22 protein-coding genes, 1 tRNA gene and 1 pseudogene are annotated in these 23,517 nt (G+C 60.5%); 16 read left to right on the top strand and 8 right to left on the bottom strand.

The genetic code is table 11. The features are described from left to right. Positions 1–5: 5 nt before the first annotated feature. The 3 genes and pseudogenes from VXL81_RS06655 (at position 6) to VXL81_RS06665 (ending at position 1,603) form a co-directional block, all read left to right on the top strand. The gene (locus tag VXL81_RS06655) at positions 6–446 is read left to right on the top strand and encodes a c-type cytochrome (RefSeq protein ID WP_416553432.1); all 441 of its coding nucleotides are present in this window, start codon (positions 6–8) and stop codon (positions 444–446) included. 66 nt (positions 447–512) lie between these two features. Then, positions 513–1,079, top strand: a pseudogene (locus VXL81_RS06660) (IS5 family transposase); the annotation flags it as partial. A 110-nt stretch (positions 1,080–1,189) separates the two neighbouring features. Further along, a complete protein-coding gene (locus VXL81_RS06665; RefSeq protein ID WP_416537353.1) occupies positions 1,190–1,603 on the top strand; it encodes a hypothetical protein in 414 nt (137 codons plus the stop codon). A gap of 293 nt (positions 1,604–1,896) precedes the next feature. Here the strand turns inward: VXL81_RS06665 and VXL81_RS06670 are convergent, their stop codons facing one another. After that, on the bottom strand, positions 1,897–2,454 hold the full coding sequence (locus VXL81_RS06670) for a hotdog fold thioesterase (RefSeq protein WP_416553434.1): 558 nt from the start codon (positions 2,452–2,454) through the stop codon (positions 1,897–1,899). Positions 2,455–2,553: 99 nt separating this feature from the next. After that, the gene (gene metF, locus VXL81_RS06675) at positions 2,554–3,423 is read right to left on the bottom strand and encodes a methylenetetrahydrofolate reductase [NAD(P)H] (protein WP_260087554.1); all 870 of its coding nucleotides are present in this window, start codon (positions 3,421–3,423) and stop codon (positions 2,554–2,556) included. Between the two features lie 96 nt (positions 3,424–3,519). On the opposite strand from metF, the gene VXL81_RS06680 reads away from it, so the two are divergent. Both VXL81_RS06680 and VXL81_RS06685 read left to right on the top strand, forming a co-directional pair. Further along, on the top strand, positions 3,520–4,425 hold the full coding sequence (locus VXL81_RS06680; RefSeq protein ID WP_260087555.1) for a LysR family transcriptional regulator: 906 nt from the start codon (positions 3,520–3,522) through the stop codon (positions 4,423–4,425). Between the two features lie 180 nt (positions 4,426–4,605). Further along, positions 4,606–5,391 carry an inositol monophosphatase family protein gene (locus VXL81_RS06685; RefSeq protein WP_340545240.1) on the top strand — a complete coding sequence of 262 codons (786 nt, stop codon included), beginning with the start codon at positions 4,606–4,608 and terminating at the stop codon, positions 5,389–5,391. Positions 5,392–5,481: 90 nt separating this feature from the next. On the opposite strand, the gene VXL81_RS06690 is transcribed toward VXL81_RS06685, so the two are convergent. From VXL81_RS06690 to putA, 3 genes are all read right to left on the bottom strand, one after another. Next, complete coding sequence (locus VXL81_RS06690; protein ID WP_416553436.1) at positions 5,482–5,895, bottom strand: GFA family protein; 414 nt, start codon at positions 5,893–5,895, stop codon at positions 5,482–5,484. Positions 5,896–5,935: 40 nt separating this feature from the next. Continuing rightward, positions 5,936–6,712 (bottom strand): rhomboid family intramembrane serine protease, encoded by a 777-nt coding sequence (locus VXL81_RS06695; protein ID WP_416553438.1) that lies wholly within the window; start codon positions 6,710–6,712, stop codon positions 5,936–5,938. Between the two features lie 77 nt (positions 6,713–6,789). Continuing rightward, positions 6,790–10,266, bottom strand: a complete 3,477-nt coding sequence (gene putA, locus VXL81_RS06700; RefSeq protein WP_416553440.1) for a bifunctional proline dehydrogenase/L-glutamate gamma-semialdehyde dehydrogenase PutA — start codon at positions 10,264–10,266, stop codon at positions 6,790–6,792. Between the two features lie 136 nt (positions 10,267–10,402). Between putA and VXL81_RS06705 the strand changes: the two genes are divergently transcribed. From VXL81_RS06705 to VXL81_RS06720, 4 genes are all read left to right on the top strand, one after another. Next, positions 10,403–10,876, top strand: a complete 474-nt coding sequence (locus VXL81_RS06705; RefSeq protein ID WP_416536269.1) for an Lrp/AsnC family transcriptional regulator — start codon at positions 10,403–10,405, stop codon at positions 10,874–10,876. 69 nt (positions 10,877–10,945) lie between these two features. After that, positions 10,946–11,578, top strand: coding sequence for a tetratricopeptide repeat protein (locus VXL81_RS06710; protein WP_416553442.1), 633 nt, complete (start codon positions 10,946–10,948; stop codon positions 11,576–11,578). 144 nt (positions 11,579–11,722) lie between these two features. After that, positions 11,723–11,808: transfer RNA gene (locus VXL81_RS06715), tRNA-Leu, on the top strand. Between the two features lie 30 nt (positions 11,809–11,838). Continuing rightward, on the top strand, positions 11,839–12,813 hold the full coding sequence (locus VXL81_RS06720) for a glycosyltransferase family 2 protein (RefSeq protein WP_416542896.1): 975 nt from the start codon (positions 11,839–11,841) through the stop codon (positions 12,811–12,813). A 133-nt stretch (positions 12,814–12,946) separates the two neighbouring features. Here VXL81_RS06720 and VXL81_RS06725 read toward each other — a convergent pair whose 3' ends face one another. After that, positions 12,947–15,475: an ATP-binding protein gene (locus tag VXL81_RS06725; protein WP_416553444.1), complete on the bottom strand. Its 2,529-nt coding sequence runs from the start codon at positions 15,473–15,475 to the stop codon at positions 12,947–12,949. Positions 15,476–15,927: 452 nt separating this feature from the next. Here VXL81_RS06725 and VXL81_RS06730 point away from each other — a divergent pair, with 452 nt between their 5' ends. Next, complete coding sequence (locus VXL81_RS06730) at positions 15,928–17,295, top strand: methyl-accepting chemotaxis protein (protein WP_416553446.1); 1,368 nt, start codon at positions 15,928–15,930, stop codon at positions 17,293–17,295. 338 nt (positions 17,296–17,633) lie between these two features. Further along, the gene (locus VXL81_RS06735) at positions 17,634–17,816 is read left to right on the top strand and encodes a hypothetical protein (protein ID WP_416553530.1); all 183 of its coding nucleotides are present in this window, start codon (positions 17,634–17,636) and stop codon (positions 17,814–17,816) included. A gap of 30 nt (positions 17,817–17,846) precedes the next feature. On the opposite strand, the gene VXL81_RS06740 is transcribed toward VXL81_RS06735, so the two are convergent. Continuing rightward, positions 17,847–18,605 carry an alpha/beta fold hydrolase gene (locus VXL81_RS06740; protein ID WP_416553532.1) on the bottom strand — a complete coding sequence of 253 codons (759 nt, stop codon included), beginning with the start codon at positions 18,603–18,605 and terminating at the stop codon, positions 17,847–17,849. 144 nt (positions 18,606–18,749) lie between these two features. Between VXL81_RS06740 and VXL81_RS06745 the strand changes: the two genes are divergently transcribed. The 4 genes from VXL81_RS06745 (at position 18,750) to VXL81_RS06760 (ending at position 20,899) form a co-directional block, all read left to right on the top strand. Beyond that, a complete protein-coding gene (locus VXL81_RS06745) occupies positions 18,750–19,115 on the top strand; it encodes a hypothetical protein (protein ID WP_416553448.1) in 366 nt (121 codons plus the stop codon). Positions 19,116–19,181: 66 nt separating this feature from the next. Next, complete coding sequence (locus VXL81_RS06750) at positions 19,182–19,769, top strand: TetR/AcrR family transcriptional regulator (RefSeq protein ID WP_416537362.1); 588 nt, start codon at positions 19,182–19,184, stop codon at positions 19,767–19,769. A gap of 91 nt (positions 19,770–19,860) precedes the next feature. Then, positions 19,861–20,538, top strand: a complete 678-nt coding sequence (locus VXL81_RS06755) for a PspA/IM30 family protein (protein ID WP_416553450.1) — start codon at positions 19,861–19,863, stop codon at positions 20,536–20,538. Between the two features lie 76 nt (positions 20,539–20,614). After that, positions 20,615–20,899, top strand: coding sequence for a hypothetical protein (locus VXL81_RS06760; RefSeq protein ID WP_416537364.1), 285 nt, complete (start codon positions 20,615–20,617; stop codon positions 20,897–20,899). Between the two features lie 81 nt (positions 20,900–20,980). On the opposite strand, the gene glyA is transcribed toward VXL81_RS06760, so the two are convergent. Next, positions 20,981–22,279, bottom strand: a complete 1,299-nt coding sequence (glyA, locus tag VXL81_RS06765; protein WP_340545252.1) for a serine hydroxymethyltransferase — start codon at positions 22,277–22,279, stop codon at positions 20,981–20,983. A gap of 169 nt (positions 22,280–22,448) precedes the next feature. Between glyA and VXL81_RS06770 the strand changes: the two genes are divergently transcribed. After that, complete coding sequence (locus VXL81_RS06770; RefSeq protein WP_340545253.1) at positions 22,449–23,210, top strand: NAD kinase; 762 nt, start codon at positions 22,449–22,451, stop codon at positions 23,208–23,210. Positions 23,211–23,517 lie beyond the last annotated feature (307 nt).

Below are 23,517 nucleotides of genomic sequence, written 5' to 3' on the forward strand. Positions count from 1 at the left end.
TTCTCATGAACAAAATCACCACGATCATTGTTGCTGCGACCTGTGCAGCGGGAGCGACCTATTTCGTACTTCGCAGCGCTGGCGGAAACGATGCGGCCCTGCAGGGTTCCGTTTTGGAATACGGTGCCCCCCTTACGGAGGTTCAGCTGCCGCATGACTTGAGCCAGACTGCAGCAATCGGCAAACGCGCCTTTGATGCGGTCTGCGCCGAGTGCCATGGTACGAATGCCGCCGGACGAAACGGGATTGGGCCGCCGCTGGTTCATAACATCTATGAACCATCTCACCATGGTGACGCTGCCTTCCTGCTCGCCGTCCGCAACGGAGTGCGGGCACACCACTGGGATTTTGGCAGCATGCCGCCGCAGCAGGGGCTTACCGATGGCGACGTCAGTGGCGTCATCCGCTATGTGCGGGAACTGCAGGAAGCAAATGGTATCCGCTAACTAGGGTCAGGCCCCATTGATTTCCGCTTGGCTGGATGGTTCACGGTTCGAAAACGAGCGGTGAACATGTCTGATCTTTTCTGGCTGAGGGACGCGCAGGTGGCGCGCCGTGAGCCTTATTCTCCGAAGTCCCACGGCGAACCACGCGTTGATGACGGGCCGGTGCTGAGTGGGATTATCTTCATTAATCGCAGTGGCTTACGATGGCGCGATGCGCCTACAGCATATGGCCCGCAGAACACCCTCTACAACCGTTGGAAGCGGTGGAGCGACAAGGGCATTTTCGCTCGGATGATGGTCGGCCTGGCCGCCGAGGATGGCGAACAGAAGACCGTGATGATCCCCTCTCATTGATTGCTGCGTAATCAACTGCCGGGCAGTGGACGCGACGTATCTGAAGGCCCACCGGACAGCGACCAGCATGGGCGTCAAAAAGGGGGGCGTCGACGTCTGATTGGCCGGACCACGGGTGGCATGAACACCAAGCTGCATGCCATCCGCGATAGCCAGGGCCGACCGCTCAACCTGTTCGTCACGGCCGGTCAGGTCAGCGACTACATTGGCGCACGGGCATCGCTGAGCAGCCTGCCTGATGCCGACCGGCTGCTTGGGGACCGCGGATATGACGCTGATTGATTCAGAGATGTGTTGAAAGACAAAGGGATACGCGCATGTAAAAGGATGCTGCGCGCAGGGCGAAAGCCTGCTATGTGACTTGTTATTAGGGGGAAAATTGTGACTACATGACTGAGCTGAACACAATAGAAGAACATGACGCATTTCTTGTTCGGAAATTGCCTCTTTGGGTGAAGTTACGTTTTGTGCGCCACGAGGCTTGGGTGCTCAAGGTCGCAAGGAGAGTGCCTCTCCTGGCTATATTCGCCTTCGGAACGCTGTGGATTTGGTTCTTTTTACCCATGATCCCTGTTGGCATTCTGTCCGTCCTCCTGCTTGAGAAAACGGGTATTTTCGGAGCAATCGTCAACATGGTTCTGGGCATCGGAGTGTTGGTGCTCTTCGCCCCATGGTTCTTTCGTTGGTATTTTATCTGTGCAGGCTTGATGTGGGGGCGCACCAGGATGGCGCAATCTAAAGAGGATGAGGTTTCAGATCGCATTATGCGGCTCACAAGATCGAAAGCCGCACGAGAAACCTGATGATTGCTTTTCAGCCAAATGGTCGATGCAACTAAGGTTGCAAAGTTGTGGCAATCAATCAGGACTGCAAGCGCTCTTAACCTCCAAAACTATCGAACTGAAAAATAAATGATTCTTGCGGCACAAAACATCTTCGCGGCGGCAAAGATCAAACGCCCAACACGCTTTACAGACATTGCTTGATTTTTTATGCGTTGGCCAAAAGAGCCGGGCGCGCTCCCTCTGGGAGCGATCTTTGGGGGAGTTTCCGAACTCCAAGCAGCGCCTGCACCGGAGGGGAAGCGCTTCGGCGCTTAGCCGACGGTGATCTGCATCACGATGCAGGTGGTGGAGCCGGTGGCATAGAGGCGGCCATCCGCAAGCCCGCGCAGCTCACCATGGGCGACACCGGTCGAGCGCCCGACATGGTCGGTCATCCCGATACATTCGATTTCAGTGCCGAGTGGGATGGAACGCAGGATATTTACCTTGAATTCCAGCGTGGTATAGGCTGCTCCCTTCGGCACGCGGGTCATCACTGCGCAGGCCATGGCGCTGTCCAGCAGGGTGCCGTACCAGCCGCCGTGGACCGTGCCCATTGGATTGGTCACAGCAAATTCCGGGGTGCCGCGAAACACCACTTTGCCTGCCTCGACGCTGTGCAGGTGGTAGCCGAGTGTCTCGCCAATGGGCGGGCCGGGCAGGCGACCTGCGAGAATGCCCTGCATGAAGTCCAGCCCGGACATGCCGGTGATGTCCTCGGGGCGCAGCAGGTCGTCCGGGCCGGTCGCGCGGCGCAGAGGGGAAGCGGCTGCGGCGGTGGTGGAGGACGTCTTGGCCGACGTTTCGGGCGAACTTATGGGTGAGGTCATGCAGAAATCCTGATCCGGTCGGCAAAGACGATGCCCCCGCCGACAGCGGCAGGGGCGACCTGATCAAAGGCTAGGAGGACAGCGGTGGCAGGACAAGCGCTACGCCACGTTCTCCAGCGAGACCGTTGGTGTGATGCCGAGCGCAAAGCAGACATCGCGGGTCAGCTCGGGCCGGTTCAGCGTGTAGAAATGCAGCTTGTCAACGCCGTTGTCCATCAGATCGGAGCAGAGCTCGGTGCACAGCGCCGTGGCAAGCAGGTCCTCGCGCCCATCGCGGATCGCCTTGTCAAAGGCATCGTCGATCCAGGCCGGAATATTGGTGCCACAGCGTTTGGCAAAATTGCGCGCGCCCTTCCAGTTTTCGATGGGCAGGATACCGGGCGTGATGCGGCTGGTGTCGATCCCGGCCTTGGCGCAGTCATCGCGAAAGCGCAGGAATGTATCGGCTTCAAAAAAGAATTGGGTCAGCGCCTCATCGGCGCCAGCGTCCAGTTTGCGCTTCAGCCAGTCGACATCCGCACGCGCGCTAGTGGCCTCCGGGTGGCGGTCGGGATAGGCGCCGACGCGGATCGAGAACTGATCACGCTCTGCCAGCGCCGAGATCAGCTCGACCGAATTGGCAAAACCCTCGGGGTGGGGTTCAAACCCGGCGGAGCCTTTTGGCGGATCGCCACGCAGGGCAACGATTTCGCGCACGCCGGCCTCGGCAAACTGGTCGGCAATCTCCATGGTCTCGGATTTGCTGGCGTTCACGCAGGTCAGATGCGCCGCCACATTGAGACCGGAGGATTTATGCAGCGTTGCCACCGCATCGCGGGTCAGGTCGCGGGTGGTGCCGCCGGCCCCATAGGTGACGGAGACAAAGCGGGGCGCCAGCGGCGCCAGTGTCTGAACCGTATCCCAGAGCCGGAAAGAGGCCTCCAGCGACTGCGGCGGGAAGAATTCAAAAGAGATGTCAGGGGTCGTCATTTTCAAAAGCGCTCCGCATGATTTCATCTCTTGTTGCATAGCGTCTATTGTGAAACAATTTCATAATACTCAAGAACAACATGAGCGACACGATAGATGCACATCGAATTTCGTCACCTGCGCACCATCAAGGCCATACATCAGGAAGGCGGGTTGGCGCGGGCGGCCGATCAGCTGAATATCACTCAGAGCGCGCTGAGCCATCAGATCAAGGGGCTGGAGGATCAGGCGGGGGTCGAATTGTTCCTGCGCCGCTCCAAGCCGATGAAACTGTCGGCAGCGGGGCTGCGGCTGCTGCGGCTGGCGGATCAGGTGCTGCCACAGGTGGAGGCGATGCAGGCGGAATTCTCGGCCCTGCGTGACGGAAACACCGGGCGGATGTATATCGCCATCGAATGCCACGCCTGTTTTGAATGGCTGTTCCCCGTGCTGGAGGGGCTGCGCAAGAACTGGGCCGATGTCGATGTCGATATTCGCCCCGGCCTTGCCTTTGACGCGCTGCCTGCATTGCAAAAGGAGGAGGTCGATCTGGTGGTGTCCTCGGATCCAGAGGTGCTGCCGGGAATCGAATTTATCGAGTTGTTTGACTATAAACCGGTTTTTGTTGCCTCGGCGCTGCATCCGCTGGCTGAGAAACCCTATGTCGAGGCCGAGGATTTTCGCGGCGAGACCCTGATCACCTATCCGGTGGACAAGGCACGGCTGGATATCTTCAGCCAGCTGCTGACGCCTGCGGGCGTGGAACCTGCCGGCATCCGGCAGGTGGAGCTGACGGCGGTGATCCTGCTCTTGGTGGCGTCGAACCGGGGTGTTTCGGTGCTGCCGGACTGGGTGGTGCGGGAGGTCAAATATTCCTCCGACTATGTGACCCGGCCGCTGACTTCCAAAGGGATCACCCGCAGGCTTTATGCGGCGATCCGCAGTGAAGATCGTGAAAAACCCTATATGCAGGAGCTGATCCGACTGGCCAAGGTGGAGGCGCGCAGGCTGCAACAGCAGTAGTGCGCGAACACTGGCGGTGGCGCAGGGGGCAGAGCAGGGCATACCCATGCGCCAGAGGCATAGCTCTCATGTGTCGTACTGGTGCGTTCAGGCTCCTATTGGGCCTTGGCAAGCGGCAATCAGGCGCGTATAGGCACGGTTTGACCGACATCTCCCCCTTTTCGCTCAGGAGTCTTTCGCATGATTGGCAGCGCAAACCTCAACATCATGATCAAAGCTGCCCGCAAGGCGGGGCGGTCGCTGGTCAAGGATTTTCGCGAAGTTGAAAACCTTCAGGTGTCGAGAAAGGGGGCAGGCGATTTTGTCTCCAAGGCCGATATCGCTGCCGAGAAGATCCTGAAAGAAGAGCTGATGGGCGCCCGCCCCACTTACGGCTGGCTGGCCGAAGAGGGTGGCGAAGAAGAAGGCGCAGATCCGACCCGCCGCTGGATCGTCGACCCGCTGGATGGCACCACCAACTTCCTGCACGGTCTGCCGCATTGGGCGATTTCCATCGCGCTGGAGCATAAGGGCAAGGTTGTCGCCGGTGTTGTGTATGATGCCGCCAAGGACGAGATGTTCTTTGCCGAAAAAGGTGCTGGCGCCTGGATGAATGACACCCGGATCCGGGTCTCGGGCCGTCATCGCATGATCGAGTCGATCTTTGCGACGGGGCTGCCGTTTGCCGGTCGTTCCGACCTGCCTGCGACCCTGCAGGATCTGGCGCGTCTGATGCCTGCCTGCGCCGGTGTGCGTCGCTGGGGCGCGGCTGCGCTGGATCTGGCCTATGTGGCGGCGGGCCGCTACGAGGGCTACTGGGAGCGCCGCCTGAATGCCTGGGATCTGGCTGCGGGTGTGATCATCGTGCAGGAGGCAGGCGGCCTTATCGAAGCGGTGAACCCCGAGGATGATATCCTTACCTCCGGGGATGTGCTCTGCGCCAATGAGTCGATTTACGACAGCTTTGCCAAGGTGATCCGGGGCTGATGCCGCCCCGGTTTTTTCGCTGGATTTGACGTATTTAAACGCGGCCCCTCGGGTCGCGTTTTTGTTTTGCGGCTGATTTGCGGCGTCTGCCTAGCCGTCAGAGGGGTGATTCACCCCGTCGTGCCAGGGAATGTCACCATAGGTTTCGGCGTGGGTGCGCGGGTTGCCACCGTCGATGCAGCCCAGATTGATCCCGCATTCTGCCGGATCGGAACGGCGCTGGTGATAGACGTAGATGCCGCATGTCTTGCAGAAATAGTGTTTCGCCGTATGGCTGCCCCAGGTGTAGAGGCTGAGATTTTCGGCGCCTTTGAGAATGGTCAGGCTGGCGGTGCGCGCGGTCACTGCCGCGGCCCCGCGACGGATGCAGAAGGAGCAATTGCAACGGCTGGCTGAGGCGAGCCCGTCAGGCAGCTCGGCTCTGATTACAACGGCGCCGCAATGACAGCTTGCCTGCCAGGGCTGGGCGCCGTTCTGCGGCGTGGCGGAGGTGGATGCGGACATCTGCTGCGGCCCTTTGTTTGAGATTGCGATATCTGGACGGCTACTTGCCCCAGGGGGTGTTGCGCCGGTTGGGGGCGGATGGCCTGCGCTGCACGCGTGGGATGCGGCTGTCGGTATAGCTGACCTCGGGATGAGGCGGATGGCCGTGGGTCTTGCCCCAGTACACCGGCCCGCCGCGCCTGAGCCAGAGCGGTAGTGTCAATACCAGCCCGACGCCGAAACCGCCGGCATGCGCCCAATAGGCGACGCCGCCTGCCTGAGGGTCAGAGCCGATCCCGCCGAGGAACTGCATGCCAAGCCAGACGCCCAGCATGACGAAGGCAGGGATCGAGAAGACGCGGAAATAGATGATCAGGATCAACAGGATATCGACGCGCGCCCGTGGGAACAGCAGTAGGTAGCCGCCCATGACACCGGCAATGGCGCCGGAGGCCCCGACCAGCGGCACCAGCGAGTCCGGGGCACTTGCGACATGGACCAGCCCGGCGCCGATACCGGAAACAAGGTAGAAGGCGAGAAAGGTGAAATGCCCCATCTCGTCCTCCATATTGTCGCCAAAGATCCATAAAAACAGCATGTTGCCGCCCAGGTGCATCCAGCTGCCATGCAGAAAGGTCGAGGTGACCAGGGTTTTCCAGTCATAGCCTGCCATGATCTCCGCCGGCAGCAACGCATAGGCGTTGTAGAGCGCGGTCAGGCGGCGCGGGCTGTCATAGCCAAAGTAGGTCAGCGCAAAGATCGCGATATTCGCAACCATGAGCGCATAGGTCACATAGGGCGTGCGCCCGGAGGGGTTGTGGTCACGGATTGGAAACATGGGGGAACGCTGGGTCGGATATGGCCCAGCGTCAAGAGTTTAGCCGGATATTGTGCGCATTGGCCTGACGCTCGCGGTCAGGACATCCCGCCAAGCAGGGCTGCGTTGCCGCCTGCGGCGGTGGTGTCGACGCAGACATGCCGTTCGGCCTGTACCCGTGCCACATCCGGCAGGCCGGGGATCAGCGGCAGGATTGGCCCGTTGCGTCGCGCCAGCCCAGTCTCAATCTCGCGCGCGGTTGCCTCATCACCCCACCAGATCACCCCGGAGATTCCCTCTGCGGTCAGAAGCAGGGGCATATCGCAGGGGCCGGTCGCTTCGATCGCGGTGCCGCCGAGCGCGTGAACGGCGCGGGCCTGGGCCGCCACGGCCTGTGGTCCCGGTCCCAGGCAGAGCAGCGGTGGGCGGGCCTGCTGCGACAGGCGGTTCGATTCGCCGGTCGGGCCGGGCAGGCTGGTGGTGGTCTGTTGCATTGGCTGACCTGTTGGCGCGGGCAGAGACACCATCGCTGCGGTATCGGCGGGCCAGCTGTCGGTGCTCTGCTGACGGTCAGGCGCACAGAAACGCGTCATGTAGAAGGGGCCGCCGGCCTTGGGACCGGTGCCGGACAGGCCTTCGCCTCCAAAGGGCTGGCTGCCGACGATGGCACCGATCTGGTTGCGGTTCACATAGAGGTTGCCTGCGTGAATACGGTCGCAGACATATTGCACCCGGTCGTCGATCCGCGTGTGCAGGCCAAAGGTCAGCCCATAGCCGGTGGCATTTATATCGTTGATGATCCGGTCGAGATCCTGCGATCTGAAGCGGGCGACATGCAGGACCGGGCCAAAGATCTCCTGTTCCAGCGCGCTGATGCCGGAGACTTCGATCAGGGTTGGCGCCACGAAGGTGCCGCCCTGCGGTGCGGTCAGTTCCTTCAGCACCCGGCCCTCGGCGCGGGCGGTGTCGATATGGGCGAGAATACCGGCGCGGGCGGCCTCGTCGATCACCGGTCCGCTGTCGGTTGCCAGGTGCCAGGGATCGCCAAGCCGCACGGCATCCATCGCGCCTTTGAGCATTTTCAACACGTTATCGGCGATATCTTCCTGGAGGTAGAGGCAACGCAGGGCCGAGCAGCGCTGACCTGCCGACTGAAAGGCGCTTTCGATGACGGCCTGAACGGCCTGTTCCGGCAGCGCGGTGCTGTCCACGATCATCGCGTTGAGACCACCGGTCTCGGCAATCAGCGGCGCGCCGGGACGCAGGTGCTCGGCCATGGCAGCGCGGATTTTCAGTGCGGTTGCAGTGGAGCCGGTGAAAGCGACGCCGCCGACGCGCGGATCTGAGGTCAGCGCGCCGCCAACAGCGCCGCCGCCGGGCAGCAGCTGCAACGCCTCTTTCGGGACGCCTGCCTCATGCAGCAGCGCGATGGCGCGATGGGCGATCAGCGGGGTCTGCTCGGCCGGTTTCGCGAGCACTGCATTGCCGGTTGCCAGGGCGGCTGCAATCTGGCCGGAGAAAATCGCCAGCGGGAAGTTCCAGGGCGAGATGCAGGTGAACACGCCGACCGGCGGCTCTGCTGGAATGCGGGCGGCGTAGTAGCGCAGGAAATCCACCGCTTCGCGCAGCTCGGCCACACAGTCGGGCAGCGTCTTGCCCGCTTCGCGCGTCAGCAGCGCAAACAGTTCGCCATAATTTGCCTCGTAGAGGTCGGCGGCCCGGTTCAGCACTTCGGCTCGGATGTCGGCGCTGGCCTGCCATGGGGCTGCGGCGCCGAGGGCCGCCTCGATTTCGGCCTGACCGGCGCTGTGCACCTGGCCTACCGTGGTGAGATCAGCCGGGTTGCGTACTGCGTCTTCGGTGGTGCTGGGGCTCGCGGGCGCCTTGGCCAGCAGGGGCGCTGCGGTCCAGCTGTGGCTCTTCCAAGGCGCGCGGGCGGCGTCGATCGCCGCAAGGGTGGGGGCGTGGCCCAGATCGAACCCGGTGGAGTTCGGCCGCTCCGGCTGGAACAGCTCCGGTCCGCTGCGCAGGTTCGCAGTCAGATCCTCGACCTGATCGAAGGGATCGGCGGCGACCACTTCGGGAGGCACATTTTCATCAACGATCTGGTTCACAAAGGAGCTGTTGGCGCCATTTTCCAGCAGACGGCGGACCAGATAGGCCAGCAGGTCGCGATGGGCGCCTACCGGCGCATAGATCCGGCAGTGGGTGCGGTTCTGTTCCAGCACCATCTGATGCAGGGTCTCGCCCATACCATGCAGGCGCTGAAACTCATAGGCGCCTTTGTCGGTGTCCTTGGCCATATGCAGAATGGCTGCGACGGTATGGGCGTTATGGGTGGCAAACTGCGGGTAGATCCGGTCAGTCATCGACAACAGTTTGCGGGCGTTGGCGATGTAGGACACATCGGTCAGCGATTTATGGGTGTAGACGGGGAACCCATCGACGCCCTCGACCTGGGCGCGCTTTACCTCGGTGTCCCAATAGGCGCCTTTGACAAGGCGGACCATCAGGCGGCGGTCATAGCGGTTGGCCATATCATAGAGGGCATCCAGCGCCACTCCGGTGCGCGGTCCATAGGCCTGCACCACCACACCAAACCCATCCCAGCCAGCAAGCGCGGGATCGGAGATCACCTCTTCGATCACCTCAAGCGACAGGGACAGGCGGTCGGCCTCTTCGGCGTCGACGTTCAGCCCCATGCCGGCGGCCTTGGCCAGCAGCGCCAGCGCCTGCAGGCGCGGCACCAGTTCCTCCATGACGCGGGTTTCCTGCGCCAGTTCGTAGCGCGGATGCAGCGCCGAGAGTTTGACCGAGATACCGGGATTCTGGCGGATATCCTCGCTGTCGCAGGCGGCCGCGATGGCCGAAATCGCGCGGGAATAGGCCAGGTGATAGCGGGCGGCATCCGCTTCGGTGCGGGCGGCCTCTCCCAGCATGTCGTAGGAATAGGTGTAGCCTTTGGCTTCCATCCCGGCGGCGCGTTTCATGGCCCCTTCAATGGTCTCGCCCAGCACGAACTGGCGGCCCATTTCCTTCATCGCGCGGCTGACGGCGGTGCGGATCACCGGTTCGCCCAGACGTTTGATGGCGCCGCGCAGCGCCGAGACCGGGCTGCGTTTTTCGTCAAGCACCTTGCCGGTCAGCATGAGGGCCCAGGTGGACGCATTGACCAGAGAGGAGGTGGATTTGCCCAGATGCTTGCCCCATTCCGACGGCGCGATCTTATCCTCGATCAGCGCGTCGATGGTGTCGGCGTCCGGCACCCGCAAGAGCGCCTCGGCCAGGCACATCAGGGCAACGCCCTCGTCGGTGGAAAGACCGTATTCGGCGAGAAATACTTCCATCAGGCCGGGCGAGGAATGGCCCCGGATGTCGCGCACCAGGGCGGCGGCATTGGCGCAGATGGTGCGACGGTCCGCAGCGCTAAGATCGGCCAGCGCAAACAGCCGGTCGCGCATCTGAGCCTGATCAACATAGGTGCCCGCGTCGATGCGGTAGCGTAGCGCCTCCGCGTGGTCCGCAGTCTGTGCGGAGGACAGGGGGGGCGTGGGCCGGGATTGGGTCGCTGTCATTTTAGGGAACTCTCCGAAGGAACCACAGGTCGTGCCGTGGTTGGTCTATCCGCATATGATATCGCGAAATTCCCGGGACAATCGCCCTATGTTGTGCAATCAATAGGCATAACGCCCAAAAAAGGACCTCAGGACAATGCAAATAGACTTTCCGGGCATGGATCGGTTCGATCAGGCGATTCTGGAGGCGCTTGGAGAGGATGGCCGCATGTCCATCGCGGATCTGGCGCGGCGGATCGGCCTGTCCAAAACGCCGACACAGGCGCGGCTGCGGCGGTTGGAGACCGAGGGCTTCATTACAGGCTATCGGGCGCTGATCGATCCGATCCGGCTGGGCCTGGATCACGTCGCCTTTGTCGAGGTGAAGCTGACCGATACCCGAGAGGAGGCGCTGGCGAAATTCAATGCGGCGCTGGCGCGGGTGCCCGAGATCGAACAGGCCCATCTGATGGCCTCGCATTTCGACTATCTGCTAAAGGTGCGGACGCGGTCGATGTCGGCTTATCGTGCGGTGCTGGGCGAGAAGATTTCGGCGCTGCCACATGTCGCGTCGACCTCCACCTATGTCGCCATGCAGGCAGTAATCGAGGATAGCGCGCTGCTGCCGTGACCCCCCAAGTCGTGACATCCACGCGAAATCGTGACTTGTCCGGCGATCGCTTTGCGGCAGAATAGGGGGATGCGACAGTCTTGGATTGCCCCGTTTCTAGCTCTTGGCCTCGCGGCCGCTGCACCCTTTGCTCTGGCCGAGGGGGCGGGCCAGGCGAGAGAATCCGAGGCGGCCGGGGCCTGTCCTGCCGCACCGGATCATGGTAATGCGGTCGAAGGGCTGATCCGCCGCGTGCAGGCGGCAAGCGATGAGATGACGGCGCAGGCCATTTCCAACCAGTTCTGGCAATATTGGGCAGATGCACCCAATGCGCAGGCGCAGGCGCTGTTGGATCGGGGGATGACCCGGCGCTCGGCCTTTGACTTTCTCGGTGCACTGGAGGCATTTGACAGGTTGGTCGCCTACTGCCCGGATTACGCCGAGGGCTACAATCAGCGCGCTTTTGTCCATTATCTGCGGCGGGATTTTGGCGCGGCGCTAACGGATCTGGATCGCGCAATCGCCCTGTCGCCGCGTCATGTTGCGGCGCTGAGTGGTCGGGCGCTGTCGCTTTACGGGTTGTCGCGCCTGACGGAGGCGCGCCAGGCGCTGGAGCAGGCGCTGGCGCTCAATCCTTGGCTGCCTGAGCGGCATCTGGTGGCGCCGGGTGGTCCATTGGCACCGGAAGGGGCAGGCCCGACGGCGCCTGAAGTGGACCTGTGATCTGTGGGCATTGAAACCCCTGTTTCGCATGACGCGGCGTCCGAAACACCGATGCGGGAAAAATTCCATGATCCGTGAGATATCCCATTGTGCCGCTGCGGCGTCCTCGCTAGGTCTGTGATTGCAACGGGCCAAGCCCGCTGTGCGGACGTGGTGGAATGGTAGACACCGGAGACTTAAAATCTCCTGGCCGTATGGCCGTGCGGGTTCGAGTCCCGCCGTCCGCACCAGTTTCCTCAGTTTGAGATCAGGAGCCTCCGTTGTCTTTTACGCTGGTTGCGACTGCCAAGAATGAGGGGCCCTCGATCCTGGAATGGGTCGCCTACCACAAGATGATCGGGTTTCAGAACATCATCATCTACCAGAACGACTCTGACGATTTTACAGATGAAATTCTGAAAACTCTGCGTGATCTCGGTGAAATTTCCTATTTCTACAATCGGGCTGAACGCGGGCGACATCAGGTCAAAGCCTACAAACGTGCCGCGCGCCAGCCGGAGTTCCGGGATGCGCGATGGGTCCTTGCGCTTGATCTTGACGAGTTTCTCGTCGTTCACACCGGCGCGGGAACCGTCGGCGATCTCATTGATGCCGTGCCGGACTGCGACCAGATCATGGTGAACTGGAAGAAGTTTGGCAGCGCAGGCAGTGCAACCCTGTCGGAGCAGCTGGTGGTGGAGACCTTTTTGCTGGCCGAGGATGACGAACGGGTTGCTACGCATCTGACACCGTTCAAGACGATGTTTGATCCTGCTGCTCATGAGCGGTGCGGCATCCACAGGCCAAATGGCGCGAAGCTTCCCGATGATCAGATCAGAATTTGCAATGGATCCGGCCTGCCGAGCAGCGCCTACGAACATCGCAATTTCAGGGCCAAGGACCCCAGCCTGCGCGCGCTGGCCCAGATCAACCACTACATCACCAAGGATGCGGCGAGTTTTGTTCTGAAGTCGCACCGTGGCAGTGCCCATCAGGCGAACCGGCTGATTGATCGCAAATACTGGCTGCGCCGCAATCACAATGTTCAGGCCGACACACGGCTTGCGGCCAAGGCTGATAGAATCAGGGCGGGTATGGCCGCATTGGATGTGGCGTCGGGCGGGCGGTTGTTTGACCTGCGCAGCAAGGCCATCGCGCTGCATCGCGCCCGGTTTGAGGCGTTGATGAAAGAGGCCGCCTATCGCGAACTCTATGAGTTCTGTCTGGAAAATCAGATGCTGCCAACAGGCGGCTGACCGTTGAGGTCTCCCCTAGATCTGATCGTTTTGCGGCCCATTCGTCGGACGGATTATCAACCCCAAGGCCGCAGGAGGGCGTCGGCCGTGGGGTTGCGGAGTGGTTGGATGAGGGCGCAAGCCGAGGCTGGCGTCAGGAGTTGGTGCCGTCCTTGGTCTGATCCTGCGGTGCCGCGCGTTCGGCTTGCACGGCGGCGATGGTTTCCAGCAGCAGCGGCTTGCGGATCGGTTTTTGCAGAAAACGGTCCATCCCGGCATCCAGGCAGGCGCGGCGATCGCTGTCAAACGCATTGGCCGTCAATGCGATGATCGCGGGCTGGGCCATGTCGCTGGCGCGGATCTGGCGGGTTGCAGTCAGGCCATCGACCTCGGGCATCGACATATCCATCAGGATGATGGCGGGTTGATGGTCGCGGCACATATCTACCGCTTCGCGTCCATTTTCGGCTTCGATCACCTTCAGCGGCGTGTCGGCCAGGAATTTCAGGATCAGCAGGCGGTTGGTGCGGTTGTCATCAGCCAGCAGCAATACCCCCGGACCAAGCTGCGGCTGGGAGGTTTCCCGGCTGATCTGGGTCGGGGCGATGGGGGCCGTGCGGGCAGCTGAAAGGCGGATTTCCAAGCGGAAGCAGGCGCCGTTGCCGGCGCTGGATTGCAGGCTGATACCGCCGCCCATGCGCTGTGCGAGAATATTGGAGATGGTCAGCCCCAGACCGGTTCCGCCATAGTGGCGTGTGGTGGCGGCATCGGCCTGCGAAAACCGCTCAAATACGTGTTTGGCCTGATCTTCTGAGATGCCAATGCCGGTGTCCACCACGTCGATAAAAAGATGATAGGGATCCTTTGCTCCGCGACTGACGTGCAGGGCGACACTGCCATCGTGGGTGAATTTCACCGCATTGCTCAGCAGGTTGACCAGGATCTGGCGCAGCCGACCGTCATCGCCATGGACCTGTTCGGGCAGGTCATGGGCAAAGCTCTGGGTAAAGGATAGCCCCTTTTCGCGCAGCTTCGGCCTGAGCACATCGACGGCGCCGTCGACGCATTTGCGCAGGTTGAAATCGACCGTGCTGATTTCCATCTTTCCGGCCTCGAGCCGGGACAGATCCAGGATGTCGTTGATGATTTTCAACAGCGCGACTGAGGAATCCCGAATGGTTTCGACACATTGCTCCTGTTCCTCCGACAGCGGGCTCTCAGCGAGGATGTCGGACATGCCGATGATCCCATTCATCGGCGTGCGGATCTCGTGGCTCATATTGGCGAGGAATTCGGTTTTTGCCTGATCGGCCTTTTCGGCGGATTGTTTGGCCTGGGTGAGCTGGGCGTTGCGATGGGTCAGCTGCTGGTTCGCGCGCTTCAACTCGTTGTTCAACTCAACATCGCGGGTGACATCCCATTCGACACCGATCATCCGGTTGCGCCCCCGTCGATCACGGAACGAACAGCCCATGGCCCGGATATTCTTATGAGTGCCATCTTTCAGCTCGATGCAGAAATCGACCGAGTGGTTGTTGCCATTGCGTAGCGCCTCCTGGAAGCCGCTAATAACGCGATCGCGATCCTTGGCGTGCAGAAATGATCGCCAGAGCGACAAAGGCACTTCACCGGATTCGGCAGGGTCGCCGTAGAGTTCACGCATCCGGCGGTCCCAGAGGGCGTTGTCAGAAGTCTCGTCTATTTCCCAGATGCCGATTTTTGAGGTTTCAACAGCCATTTCGAGACGGCGCGAGAGCGCCTCCAGATCACGTTCGCGCCGTTTGAGCGTCTGGATAACCGAACGCCGCGCTGCGGACAGGCGACCGGCGAGCGCGGTTGGAAACAGAATGAAGGCGCCAGCCAGCAGAACGGTGAACCGCAGTTGCCACTGGTTGTCTGCATGGGGGGGCCAGCCACCTTTGGGTCGGGCGGCCAACTGCCAGGTGCCTACGGGCAGAACAATATCCATCAGGACAGGATTGTCCCTCAATATGCTCGCGTCACCGTAGAACTGCTCGCCTTCGGCGCCCCTGCCGTCTTTGCCGACCAGCGCCACCTCGATCATCAGATCCGGGTCGTTGAGCCCCCCTTGGGTATAGATTGCATCGACATCAATCACCGCCGAGAGAATGCCCCAGAATGATCTGGTTGCTTGCGGACCCGCGAAGATCGGAAAGCGGGCGATCATACCGCGACCGCCCTGCATCAGGTTGACCGGTCCGGCAAGGACAAGGTCGCCGCTGTCGCGTGCGCGGAGCGCCGCAGCACGCTGTGCTTCATTCTTGCGGTAGTCCAGGCCGATTGCAGCCTCGTTGCCCGCAATCGGATACATCAGACGGATCACCAGATCCGGCGCCGCGGCGATGTTGCGCAAACTGGCTTGATCAGCAATCAGTTGTGACGCCAGCTCGGCAAATCGTCGCTGGGTCATTTTGGGTTCGGTCGAGAGGACCGCCTGCAGCCCGCGAACCAGCTGGATATCGGCTGACAGGTTACCCTCGATCCGGGCGCGGATCAGCCCCGCCTCGTATTGAACATCCGCACGCAGCTTTTGTTCATAGATGGTGTCATTCTGGGACTCGGCAGACAGCCCGGCCGCCACGATCACCACAAAGGCGACCAGGGTCGGAAGATAGGTCCGATTGTTCAGTGCCTGGATCCATGCTTTGGGCCGAAAACTCATGAAGGCTACACCAGTAGTTATCGTTTACTGCAATCTAGGGTCATTTCTGTCGCAAAACTGTTCAACCAGTATTAACAATGCCCAGTCTTTTCCGCTTTAGGCGATTTTTGTGAATTCAGGTCGCGCGAAAGGTGCTCTGCATAGGGTCGTTCTGCGAGGTTATCCTTGATTAATATCAAATGGCGTTGATTTCCGACTGGCCGTTCGTCAGAAATCCAACCACCTTGAGTTGAAGGCTCAGAAAATCAGTTTCTCATAGCGTTCAAATCGGCCGTATTCTTCAATTGCAGGCGTATTTTAAGTGTCTGGGATTATTGCGCAAAATCATGCCTCGGGTTCTCTGGCCATCGGCTTTCGATCGTGCTGGTGTCGCCCTCCCGGGTTAATGTTTGAGCAATGTCTCTTGGGTATTGAATTTATAGTGAACTTTCAATGTTTGGCCGAGGGTAACGATGTTTTTCAAGAGAGACACAAAGAAAAAGTCGGCAGAGTCGACGATGCAGCAGTCGGTCATGGAGATGATCGACAGGACACAGGCGGTGATCCACTTTGAACCTGATGGGACTATCATCGAAGCCAATGCCAACTTCCTTGGCGCGATCGGCTATCCTATTGAGGAAATCCAAGGCAAGCATCATTCGATGTTCGTGGACGCAGACTATGCCCGCAGCGAGGCCTATGCGGAGTTCTGGCGGGATCTTGCGGCTGGCAAGGCGTTTACGGATCAGTTTCCGCGTGTTGCCAAATCGGGCAAGACGATCTGGATCCAGGCCACCTACGCGCCGGTTCTGGACAGTGACGGCAAGACGATCCGCGTGATCAAGCTGGCCTCCGATATCACCGCGCGGCAGAACTGTATTGAGGATATCTCCAAAGCGCTAGAAGCGCTGAGCGAAGGCGACCTCAGCTACCGTGTACCAGCAAGTGATCTACCGGATATGCGGGTGCTTTGTGATGCATTCAACAAGGCGCAGGACACCTTGATGGGTGCGGTCGAAACGGTGAAAGCCGTGGCCGAGGCCGTTGGTAGCACCGCCTCTGAAATCAGCCAGTCCTCCAGCGAATTGTCGCATCGCACCGAAACCCAGGCGGCAACCCTGGAAGAAACGGCAGCGGCGATTGAAGAGCTGACCTCGACCGTCCGCTCGGCCGCTGATGGCGCCCGCGAGGTCGAGGAAATTGTCAGCAACGCCCGCGTCACCGCAGAAGAAAGCGGTGAGGTTGTGAATAGTGCGGTCACTGCCATGTCGCAGATCGAGGAATCGTCCGGCAAGATCTCCCAGATCATCTCGGTCATTGACGACATTGCGTTTCAGACCAACCTGCTTGCACTGAACGCAGGCGTTGAAGCTGCGCGAGCTGGCGAGGCAGGGCGCGGGTTTGCCGTTGTGGCCTCCGAAGTGCGGGCGCTGGCGCAGCGGTCCTCTGATGCGGCGGGCGAGATCAAGCAATTGATCACCGAAAGCTCGCAATATGTTGGCAATGGCGTGAAGCTGGTGAGCCGGGCCGGGGAAGAGTTGCAAAAGATCATCGGCAGCGTCAGCACGATTTCGGGCCATGTCAGCCAGATCGCAACTGGCGCCGCTGAGCAATCTGTCACGCTGGTGGAAATCAACACGGGCGTCAGCCAGCTGGATCAGGTGACCCAGCACAATGCGGCGATGGTTGAGGAGGCAACGGCTGCCAGCCAGACCCTGTCCAATGACGCCAATGAGCTGACCCGCCAGATCTCCATCTTCAAGACCGGTTCGGGCGGGCAAAACATCGTTTCCTTCGCAAATGGTGGCGCTGGCGGCTATGGTGCACGGGCTACCGGCTAGAGCTGACATAGATGCGGCAGACCCGGGCTTGAGCCGGTCCGACCAGCTGCTGCGTCACAAGCCATAATATCTGGGGGCACGTCTGTACCAATTGCCCCCGGCAGGCCACCGTCGTACCGCGAGAGCAGGTGCGGCGGTTGTCCGTTTCGGATACGCGCTAGATCCTGATCAGGCGCGCCCGGTCTGATGATCGCTTCGGGCGGCATCGAAACAGATGACTCCCTATCGGCAAAACCGTCATGAAGAACCTGATCAGGATCAAAGACCATGGAGCGGTCGCGATGGTCTAAGGGGGCAGTACTAAATGACATCTGCAAACCATGACCGGAGTGATCGACATGATCCGCCTAGCGTCCATTCTCTATTCCCTGATCGGCAGCAGCCTTGCCGGAGCTGCGGTGATCGCGGTGCTGGTCGCCGGTCACGTATCGGTGGCTGCAATCCTTATGGCGGCAGCCATCGGCGCTGTTGCTGGCCTGCCGGTGTCCTTTCTCGTGGCGCGTCGCCTGTATCAGGGATGACTCCTGGTGGGTCTGGCGAGTTATCCTAGCTCAGGCGTCAAAGAATCCGCGGGCTGTGGCAACAAATGCGCGCGGGTTTTCTGCATGAAGCCAATGGCCGCAGTCCGGCAGCTTGGCGAAATGCGACTGGCTGAAACGGGCTTTGATCAGAGGGCGGTGCTCGGCGAGGACATAGTCGGATGCAGCGCCGGAAAGAAACAGCGTGGTGCCGTCCCATTGCGCCTCGGTTTCGGGAAAATCCATGATCTTGGGCATATCACGCTCCAGCGTGTCCAGGTTCAGCCGCCAGCGTTTGTTGGGCAGGTCAAGCGACTGAGTGAAGAAGCTCTGCAATGCTTTTTCAACCCCCAGTTCTGCCAGCTGGGCCTCCGCATCGGAGCGCCGCTCAACCCGTGACAGATCGACCTGACGCATGGCGTGGATGAACTGGATTTGGCTATGGCCATAGGCGACCGGAGCGATGTCGGCGACTAACAGTCGGCGCAACGCGCCAGGATGATTGAGCGCGAGTGTCATCGCCGCCTTGCCGCCCATGGAGTGGCCGATCATATCGACCGGACCGCCGTGCTGCTCGATGACCTTGGCAAGGTCGTCGGCCAGATCGAGATAGCTGTGGCTCTCCGTCCAAGGGCTGTTGCCGTGGTTGCGCATATCGACGGCGATGACCTCGCGATCATCGCAGAGCCGCTTGGCAATCGCGCCCCAGTTGCGGGCGGATCCATAGAGCCCATGCACGATCATCAAGGTGGGTTTATCAGTCGGGGCGCCATGGCGGATGGTGTTCAGCATGTCCCCGTGATAGCGCCCGATCACGGCGGTCGCCAGTCCCTTTGCGCGGGGGATTGCCCCAATCCTGACCAGAGCCGCCCAGCCATTGAGCGTCGGACCCGGCCCGGCTAAGGTGCGCGAAACTCCTCATACTTCGGGCAGCCCATGGCAGAGACACTTCTGAAAGAGATCGAACAGGTTCAGGATCTGCTGAAGGACCGTGAACAGGCGGGCGGGGATCTCTCTGCGGCGTTGAACCGGGCGCGGCGACGGCTGCCCCGACGGATTTACCAGCAGGGGCTGCGACTGGCAGAGGCACAGCATCTTCTGGCGCATCCGAAACTGGCGCTGACGGTGGATCACGAACCGCTGCAACGCGCGGCGCGCGAGGTGAGCAAACATCTGAAATCCATTGATCTGGCCGATCGGCGACGGGGGCGGATACTGGACATCGTTGCGACGATGGCATTTTCACTGATCGTTGTTGCGGTGCTGCTGGTGGTGGTGCTGCGCTGGCGGGGTTTTGTCTGATTGCTCTTTTGTTTGCCTGTCTGAGGCGATAACTTGAACGTGGTTCAAGATTGAGGGGCAGAGCAGATGGCGAGCAAGGCCGAAATCCGCAAGCAAGAGTTGCGCGAAAAGCTGGTGGCGGCGGCAGAGATCCGCATTCGCCGCGACGGGGCAGGGGCGCTGCGGGCACGTGATCTGGCGACCGATGCAGGCTGTGCAGTTGGGGCCATCTACAACGCTTTCGACGACATGAATGCCATCGTGATGGCTGTAAACGGGCGGACTTTTCAGGCGCTGGGGCAGGCGGTGCAGCGATCGCTGGTTGGCGCGCAGACGCAGGCGCCAACGGACCGGCTGATCCTGATGAGCCACGCCTATCTGGGGTTTGCGGCTGAAAACACGCGGCTCTGGCGGGCCTTGTTCGATGTTCGGGCGGAGGAGGCCGAGGTGCCCGACTGGTACAGGGCGGCGCTGGAGAAACTATTTGCCAATATTGCCGCGCCTGTTGCCGAGATTTTTCCTGATAAGGCGCCTGAGGATCTGGCGCTCATGGTGCGGGCGCTGTTCTCGGCGGTGCATGGAATCGTGCTTCTGGGGCTGGAGAACCGGATCTCCGGGGTTCCGATCGCCAAGATCGAGCGGATGATTTCCGAGGTATTATCGCGACTTGCATGATTTCCTGAACGTTGTTCAAAATAATCCTTGAACAACGTTCAGGATTTTTCTATACCAGATTTATGAACGATGTTCAGATTTGGAGGATGTGATGTTTGCAACGATTAAGACCCTGATCCGAGGCATTGATGCCCGTGCCGAGGAACGGTTGAGCGACACCTATGCGATTGACCTGATCGACCAGAAGATCCGCACCAGCGAAGCAGATCTGACCCGTGCGAAGCAGGTTCTGGCCGGGTTGATCCAGAAGTCCCGTATGGAAACCCGGCAGCTGGATACGGTGACGCTGCGGATTGCGGATCTGTTGGAGCGGGCGCAGGCAGCGCTGACAGAGGGGCGGGAGGATCTGGCCCAGACAGCTGCCGCCGCGATTGCCGAACTGGAGAATGAGCAGGCCATGCGCCGCCGTACCGTCGATATGCTGGAGCAGCGCAGCCTGCAATTGCGCCAGTCGGTCGAGGCCAGCCATCGTCGCCTCATGGATCTGAAACAGGGCGCCATCGCGGCCCGCGCCACCCGCAAGGCGCAACATGCGCATGGCGGCATGGCCCGCAGCGCCGGTTCCGGTGACACGCTGGGAGAGGCCGAAGCCCTGATCAATCGGGTGATGTCTGCCGAAGACCCCTTTGAACAGAGTGCGATCCTCAAAGACATCGAAACCGGGCTGAGCCATGGCTCGGTGGCCGACGATCTGGCTGATGCAGGGTTTGGGAAGCCGACCCGCAGTACTGCTGCCGATGTGCTGGCACGGCTGCACGCAAAAGCCTGACACAAAACGTATAGGGCCGATGCGCCCGATATCTGAATGACCTCAACACCACCTATGACCAACCGGGAGAAACCCAATGACAAACGCACGCAATGACAACAACCTGATCATCACTCTCAACGTGGCCGGTGTGGCCGTGGCTTACGGAATGCTGGGCATTTCGCTCTGGCTGTCGACCGATGTGCCGCTTGCGACCAAAGGGTTCTGGGGCATGGGGATCATGCTTCTGACGCTGAGCCTGATCAATGTTGTGAAATACCGTTTTGATATCCGGTCCAGCGAGGATCGCATCCGCCGTATCGAAGAGGCGCGTAATGAGAAGATGCTGGAGGAGGCTCTGGCAGAGACCAAATCGCTCTGATCCCAGTGGGCAGAGATCATGAATAGAAAACCGCCGCGCGCCATGGGCTCGCGGCGGTTGTTGTTTGTTTCCGCGAACGGATCAGTGGTTCGGGTAGAGCGGGAAGCGGGCGCAGAGGGCGGCCACTTTCTCGCGTACCGATGCCTCAACAGCGGCGTTGCCATCTTCACCATTGGCTGCCAGGCCGTCGACCACCTCGATGATAAGATCGGCAATCTCGCGGAACTCGGCTTCACCAAAACCACGGGTGGTGCCTGCCGGGGTACCGAGACGGATACCGGAGGTCACGGTCGGCTTCTCCGGGTCAAACGGAATGCCGTTCTTGTTGGTGGTGATATGGGCGCGGCCCAGAGCCTTGTCCACGATATTGCCGGTCACGCCTTTCGGGCGCAGGTCGACCAGCATCACATGGGTGTCGGTGCCGCCAGTGACGATGTCCAGACCGCCCTTGATCAGCTGATCGGCCAGCGCGACGGCATTGGCCCGCACCTGCTTCTGGTAGTCTTTGAACTCGGGGCGCAGTGCTTCACCGAATGCGACGGCCTTGGCGGCGATCACATGCATCAGCGGGCCACCCTGGATGCCGGGGAAGATCGCGGAGTTCACTTTCTTGGCGATATCGGCGTCATTGGTCAGGATCATGCCACCGCGCGGACCGCGCAGGGTCTTATGCGTGGTGGTGGTCGCAACATGGGCATGGGGGAAGGGCGAGGGGTGTTCACCCGCCGCAACCAGACCGGCGAAATGCGCCATGTCGACGTGCAGATAGGCGCCAACCTTGTCCGCGATCTCGCGGAAGCGGGCAAAGTCGATGACCCGCGGAATGGCGGAACCACCTGCGATGATCAGCTTGGGCTGATGCTCCAGCGCCAGCGCTTCGACCTGATCATAGTCGATCAGGTTGTTGTCTTCACGCACACCGTAGTGGATGGCGTTGAACCATTTGCCGGACTGGTTGGGACGCGCACCGTGAGTGAGGTGGCCACCAGAGGCGAGGTCCATCCCCAGGATGGTGTCGCCGGGCTGGATCAACGCCTGGAACACACCCTGGTTGGCCTGCGAACCGGAGTTGGGCTGAACGTTTGCAAATTCGCAGTTGAACAGCTGTTTTGCGCGGTCGATGGCAAGATTTTCTGCAACATCAACATATTGGCAGCCACCATAGTAGCGACGCCCCGGGTAGCCTTCGGCGTATTTGTTGGTCAGAACGGAGCCCTGAGCCTCCATCACGGCGGCGGAAACGATGTTCTCCGATGCAATCAACTCAATCTCGTCGCGCTGACGGCCGAGCTCATCCGTGATCGAGCCGAACAGCTCCGGGTCGCGCTCTGCGAGGGATTGGGTAAAAAAACCGGGGTCGCGGGAGGTGGTCTCGGTCATGATGACACTCCATCAGTTGGCGTAGTATTCGAGAGATTTCCTATCGGAAACACCTAGGCCCCGAAAGCCCGGAATGCGACGAAATCCCCGCTGAGAGCGGCAAGACTGGCAATCTTGGGAAAGCTGTGATTGTTTCGGAACGAATTGCGTAACACCGGAAACAGATTTGATGACAATGAGAATCGCCTTTCTGGCCAGCCGGGCTCCGGTGGCGCAGTCAGCTCAAGCCGAGATGGTCGCACGCTACGGAAACGTGCCCAAGGAAGAGGCGGATGTGATCGTTGCGCTTGGCGGCGATGGCTTCATGCTCGACACGCTGCACGACACGATTGATCTGTCGGCGCCGGTCTATGGCATGAACCGAGGTACTATCGGCTTTTTGATGAATGAATATGGCGTCGTTGACCTGATCGCGCGGCTGATGGCAGCCGAGGAAGAGATTATTAACCCGCTGTCCATGGTCGCACTGGATGCAGAAGGGCAGACGCATCGGGCTCTGGCTATCAATGAGGTTTCATTGCTGCGGGCCGGTCCGCAGGCAGCCAAGCTGAAGATCTCTGTTGATGATCGTCAGCGTATGGCGGAACTGGTCTGTGACGGGGCGCTTGTATCAACGCCAGCGGGGTCGACGGCCTATAATTATTCGGCGCATGGTCCCATTTTGCCCATCGGTTCGGATGTGCTGGCATTGACCGCAATCGCCGCCTTTCGTCCGCGCCGCTGGCGCGGTGCCTTGCTGCCCAGCAATGCAACAGTGCGGTTTGATGTGCTGGAACCTGAGAAACGGCCCGTGATTGCGGCCGCGGATTCCGTTTCTTTTGCCAATGTTGTTCAGGTTGAGATCGCAACCCAGACCAGGATCCGCCACAAGATCCTGTTCGACCCCGGCCATGGGCTGGAGGAACGGTTGATTTCGGAGCAATTCACCTAAGGTAGATGGCCATTGCCCGGGGTGGATCACGTGTTTGTGATCGCAAGGATCGCGTTTTTGTGCGATAGTCGAACTCTAGACAAGGCCGATGCCAGCGGTGACAGCCAAAGGGCATAGCGCTCTCAAGAAGAGAGGCGCAGGATCTACCGGGATGGCCATCGGCCCCTATATTTTAAGCAGCTAAGATTTTGCTTCAGCCGGACTGTGCGGGTATTGATCCGTACGCGTTTGGATCCGCGAAGGCGGGAAACGCCGGGGCGATGGTCCCGCAACCTTCGTGTGATGTTTGTGAACGAGTATCCGGTGG

Source organism: Phaeobacter sp. JH204B, assembly GCF_048055755.1.
Taxonomy (GTDB): Bacteria; Pseudomonadota; Alphaproteobacteria; order Rhodobacterales; family Rhodobacteraceae; genus Phaeobacter; species Phaeobacter bryozoorum.